The sequence below is a fragment of the Pseudomonas sp. genome (assembly GCF_049645325.1).
Taxonomy (GTDB): domain Bacteria; phylum Pseudomonadota; class Gammaproteobacteria; order Pseudomonadales; family Pseudomonadaceae; genus Aquipseudomonas.
Map to the genome: position 1 here is coordinate 1 of NZ_JBARTQ010000468.1, position 5138 is coordinate 5138.

General features: G+C 63.5%; 5 protein-coding genes. All 5 read left to right on the top strand.

The genetic code is table 11. From position 1 onward, the window contains the following. A partial coding sequence (locus WBB95_RS20275) for an ATP-binding cassette domain-containing protein (RefSeq protein WP_424489202.1) occupies positions 1–402 on the top strand: 402 nt, incomplete at its 5' end. Beyond that, complete coding sequence (locus tag WBB95_RS20280) at positions 395–1372, top strand: ABC transporter permease subunit (protein ID WP_424489203.1); 978 nt, start codon at positions 395–397, stop codon at positions 1370–1372. The genes WBB95_RS20275 and WBB95_RS20280, both read left to right, overlap by 8 nt. A 34-nt stretch (positions 1373–1406) precedes the next feature. Continuing rightward, on the top strand, positions 1407–2339 hold the full coding sequence (locus WBB95_RS20285) for an ABC transporter substrate-binding protein (RefSeq protein ID WP_424489204.1): 933 nt from the start codon (positions 1407–1409) through the stop codon (positions 2337–2339). 21 nt (positions 2340–2360) lie between these two features. After that, on the top strand, positions 2361–3353 hold the full coding sequence (locus WBB95_RS20290) for a LacI family DNA-binding transcriptional regulator (RefSeq protein WP_424489205.1): 993 nt from the start codon (positions 2361–2363) through the stop codon (positions 3351–3353). A gap of 15 nt (positions 3354–3368) precedes the next feature. After that, positions 3369–4829, top strand: coding sequence for a xylulokinase (gene xylB / locus WBB95_RS20295; RefSeq protein WP_424489206.1), 1461 nt, complete (start codon positions 3369–3371; stop codon positions 4827–4829). Positions 4830–5138: the final 309 nt, after the last annotated feature.

Below are 5138 nucleotides of genomic sequence, written 5' to 3' on the forward strand. Positions count from 1 at the left end.
GCGCAGCGCTCACGCGACGCGATCACGTCGCTGTCGATTCGTGTGGCGTCGGGCAAGGTCAATGTCGGCGCACTGTCCGGCGGCAACCAACAGAAAGTGCTGCTCGCGCGGTTGCTGGAGGTCAAGCCGCACGTGTTGATCCTCGACGAGCCGACGCGGGGCGTGGACATCGGTTCCAAGTCCGAGATCTACCGCATCATCAATCAACTGGCGCTGGCCGGTGTCGGCATCGTGGTGATTTCCAGTGAACTGCCGGAAATCATCGGCACCTGCGACCGCGTGCTGATCATGCGCGAGGGCCAGTTGGTGGCCGAAGTCGGCGGGGCTTCCGGCCACGTTATTTCCCAGGAACGTATTATTGACCTCGCCACCGGTGGCGATCAGGTGGTTGCCAATGGCTGAGTTGAATGTTGCTACAACAGGTAAGGCGGAACGGGTTCGCGAGTTGATGCGCACGGTCGGCATGTTGCCGGTGCTGATCTTGCTGCTGGTGGGATTTGCCCTGGCCAGCGAGAACTTTCTGACCATGCAGAACCTGTCGATTATCACCCAGCAGGCCTCGGTCAATGTGGTGCTGGCAGCGGGCATGACCTTTGTGATCCTCACGGCGGGCATCGATCTGTCGGTGGGCGCGATTCTGGCGGCATCGGCGGTGGTGGCGTTGCAGGCCTCGATGTCGCCGCAATTCGGCATGTTCGGGATTGCCGCCGGCATCGGCTTCGGCCTGTTGCTGGGCCTGGTCAATGGCGGCTTGATCGCCTTCATGCGCCTGCCGCCGTTTATCGTGACCCTCGGTGCGCTGACCGCCATGCGCGGCCTGGCTCGCTTGCTCGCCGATGATAAAACCGTGTTCAACCCCGACCTGCCTTTTGCCTTTATCGGCAATGACTCGGTACTCGGTGTGCCGTGGCTGGTGATCATCGCCGTGGCCGTGGTGGCGCTGTCGTGGTTCATCCTGCGCCGCACGGTGATGGGCGTGCAGATTTACTCGGTGGGCGGCAACCCGGAAGCTGCGCGGCTCTCGGGGATCAAGGTGTGGAAGGTGCTGCTGTTCGTCTACGCCATGTCCGGCGCACTCGCCGGGCTCGGCGCGGTGATGAGCGCTTCGCGTTTGTTTGCCGCCAACGGCCTGCAACTCGGGCAATCCTATGAGCTGGATGCGATTGCTGCGGTAATCCTCGGCGGCACCAGTTTTACCGGCGGTGTCGGCACCATCGGCGGCACGCTGATCGGCGCGCTGATCATCGCGGTACTCACCAACGGCCTGGTGCTGCTGGGGGTGTCGGACATCTGGCAGTACATCATCAAAGGCATCGTGATCATTGGCGCGGTAGCGCTGGATCGTTATCGCCAGTCCGGTGCACGGACCTGATTTCACTCACACAACAATCACAAGAGAGACCCGCATGAACGTTAAACGCCTCTTTCCCGTTATTGCCCTGGCTGCCCTGATGTCCCAAGCCGTCGAAGCGCGTGAACTCAAAGCCCTGGGTATCAGCATGGGCTCGCTCGGCAACCCGTATTTCGTGACCCTGGCCGACGGCGCCACGGCCCGCGCCAAAGAGCTGAACCCCAACGTCAAAGTCACTTCGGTGTCGGCCGACTATGACTTGAGCAAGCAGTTTTCGCAGATCGACAACTTCATCTCGTCCAAGGTCGACCTGATCCTCATCAACGCGGTCGACCCGTCTGCCATGGCGTCGGCGATCAAGAAGGCGCGTGACGCCGGCATCGTCGTGGTCGCGGTGGATGTCGACGCCAAAGGCGTGAACGCCACCGTGCAAACCGACAATGTCGAAGCCGGCAAGCTGGCCTGCCAGTTCCTGGTGGACAAGCTTGCGGGCAAAGGCAACGTGATTATCCAGAACGGCCCGCAAGTCACCGCCGTGACCGACCGTGTCAAAGGCTGCAAGGCTGCATTGGCCGGGGCGCCGCAGATCAAGGTGCTGTCTGATGACCAGGACGGCAAAGGCTCGCGCGAAGGCGGCTTGAACGTGATGCAGGGCTACCTGACGCGCTTCCCGAAAATCGACGGCCTGTTCGCGATCAACGACCCGCAAGCGATCGGCAGCGACTTGGCGGCCAAGCAGCTTAAACGCAGCGGCATCGTCATCACCTCCGTGGACGGCGCGCCGGACATCGAGAACGCCCTGAAGACCGACACCCAGATTCAGGCGTCCGCCAGCCAGGACCCGTGGGCCATGGCCCAGACCGCCGTGAACGTGGGCAATGACATTCTCAATGACAAGGCCCCGGCCGAAGCGGTGACCCTGCTCGCGCCAAAACTGATCACCCGTGACAACGTCGGCACGTACAGCGGCTGGTCGAGCAAACACTGATTGATTGAGAGGAATCGCGTCGTGGTCACCATGGATGACGTGGCAAGCAGGGCGGGGGTGTCGACATCGACGGTGTCGCATGTGTTGAACGCCACCCGCAACGTCAGCCCGGCCACGGTGCAGGCGGTTCAGCGTGCGATCCAGGAATTGGGCTACATCCCCAATACCCTGGCGCGCTCGCTGGCCCGTTCCAGCACCAGCACGATTGGCGTGGCGATTTCGGCGCTGTCCAACCACTACTTCAGCGAGACGGTGCACGCGATTGAAACCGAGTGCGCCAAGCACGGCTACATGATGCTGTTTGTCGACACCCACGACGACCCGGCGCAGGAGCTAAAGGTGGTCACCGCGCTGCATCACCGGCGGGTCGACGGCATTCTGCTGGCGCCGTCCACCGGCTCGCTGGCCCTGGCGTACCTGCAGGCCAACGAGATGCCGACGGTGTTGGTCGACCGCATGATGAGCGAGCAGTTTGACCAGATCGGGGTCGAGAATACGCAGTCCACCCAGGCGCTGGTCACGCATTTGATTGAGCACGGGCACCGCCGTATCGGCTTTATTGCCGGGCGTGCGGGCCTGGGCACCACGGATGAGCGCGTCGCGGGTTATCGCGCCGCGTTGCAGGCGGCAGGCTTGGTGTTTGATCCGCAGTTGCTGGTCAACGGCGGTTCCAACAGCGAGCCTGCCCGGGCTGCCACGGCGCAGTTGCTGGCCCTGGCGGCACCACCGACGGCGATCATGGCGGGCAACAACCTGATGACCCTCGGCGCCATGCACGCGCTGCGTGACGCACGGATTGAAGTGCCGGGGCAGATAGCCCTGGTGGGATTTGATGATTTTGACTGGGCGGATTTTTTCGTGCCGCGCCTGACCCTGATCGCCCAGCCGGTGCAGGCGCTGGGCGCCCGCGCGGTGCACCTGCTGTTGCAGCGCATGGCAACACCGACGGCGCCGACCCAAAGCGTGCGCCTCGCGCCGAGCCTGCAATGGCGTAACTCCTGTGGCTGTATCTGATTGGAATACCTGCGTATGAGCGGTCCTGTTTCCCTTGGCATTGACCTGGGCACTTCTGAACTCAAGGCGATCCTGATGGGCGCCGACGGCGCGGTGCTGGCCCAGACCGGTGTGCGCTTGACGGTCGCGCGCCGCCACAGCGGCTGGTCCGAGCAAAGTCCGGAAGACTGGTGGCAAGCCTGTTTGCAGGCGCTGGCTGTGTTGCGCGCGCACGAGGCGTTTGAGCGTGTGGCGTGCATCGGCCTGTCGGGCCAGATGCACGGCGCGGTATTGCTCGGCAAAGACAACCGTGTGTTGTACCCGGCGATTTTGTGGGATGACTCCCGCGCCGTCGCCGAAGCGCAGCAGCTTGGGCCTGGCTTTGCCGACGTCACCGGCAGCTTGCCGATGGCCGGGCTGACCGCGCCGAAGCTGCTGTGGCTGCAACAGCACGAACCGCAGGTGTTCAAGGCGATTGACTGCGTGCTGTCGCCCAAGGATTACCTGCGCTTGCGCTTGAGTGGCGAGCGCATCAGCGAGATGTCGGACGCCGCCGGCACGTTGTGGCTGGATGTGGCGCGGCGTGGATGGTTTACGCCCATGCTGCGTGCGACGGGCCTGACGCCTGAGCAGATGCCGAGGTTGGTGGAGGGCGGTGCGGCCAGTGGTCTGTTAACCGCGCGCGGGTTGGGTTTGTCGCCTGAGGTGGTGATTGCCGGCGGCGGTGGCGATAACCCGGTGGCCGCTGTCGGCATCGGCGCGATCAACGCCGGCGACGGCTTCATCACCCTGGGCACCAGCGCCGCAATCGTCGCGATCACCGACCACGCCGCCGGCAACCCGGCGAGCGCGGTGCACAGTTTTTGCCATGCGTTGCCCAACCGCTGGTACACCATGGGCGCGATGCTGGCCGGCGCCAGTTGCCTGCGCTGGGTGACGCGGCTGACCGGCACGCCGGATGAGCAGACGCTGCTGGACCAGGTGCAGGCGCAATTGCCGCTCACTCATTGCGTCCCGTTGGACACGCCGTTGTTCCTGCCGTACCTCGCCGGTGAACGCACGCCGCACAACGATCCCTTGCTGCGCGGTGGCTTCATGAACCTGGGGCATGACTGCACACCGCCGATGCTCGGTTACGCGGTGATGGAAGGTGTGGGTTTTGGCTTGCTGGACGCACTGCGTGCGGTGCAATCGGCTGGCGCCAGTGTTGGAGCCTGCGCGTTGGTGGGCGGCGGTGCGCGCAGTGAATATTGGGCGCAGTTGCTGGCGAATATCCTGCAGCGCGAGATCTTCACCTTGCACGGCAGTGAATTGAGCGCGTGTATTGGTGCGGCGAAACTGGGGTTCCTGGCGATCGGGCAGGGCGCAGAGTTGCTGGCGGCGGGCATGCCGGTGAAGGCGCGGTATGTGCCGGATGCGGCCCGGTGGCCGGTGCTGGAGGCGCGGTATCGCAAGTTTCAGGGACTGTTGAGCGCGGCAAAAGCGCTGCACGATTGAGGCAGTAAGTGCTGATAACGCAAAACCAACCTGTGGGAGCTGGCTTGCCTGCGATAGCGGTGTATCAGTCACTACATCCGGTGACTGAAACTCCGTCTTCGCGGGCAAGCCCGCTCCCACATTGATTGATATTGCTGCGCAGGAGGCGTTATAGCTTCAAGGCAGTCATCCGCAACGCCCGGGCGCCTCCGGCCACGACATCGGTACTCTGCTGTAAACACAGAAAACCGGTGGGAGCGGGCTTGCCTGCGATAGTGGTGTATCAGTCACTACATCCGGTGACTGACACTCCGTCTTCGCGGGCAAGCC

Excerpts from the sequence above, each read along its gene's own strand:
- WBB95_RS20285 (WP_424489204.1), top strand. The coding sequence starts at position 1,407 with ATGAACGTTAAACGCCTCTTTCCCGTTATTGCCCTGGCTGCCCTGATG.
- xylB (WP_424489206.1), top strand. The coding sequence starts at position 3,369 with ATGAGCGGTCCTGTTTCCCTTGGCATTGACCTGGGCACTTCTGAACTC.
- WBB95_RS20280 (WP_424489203.1), top strand. The coding sequence starts at position 395 with ATGGCTGAGTTGAATGTTGCTACAACAGGTAAGGCGGAACGGGTTCGC.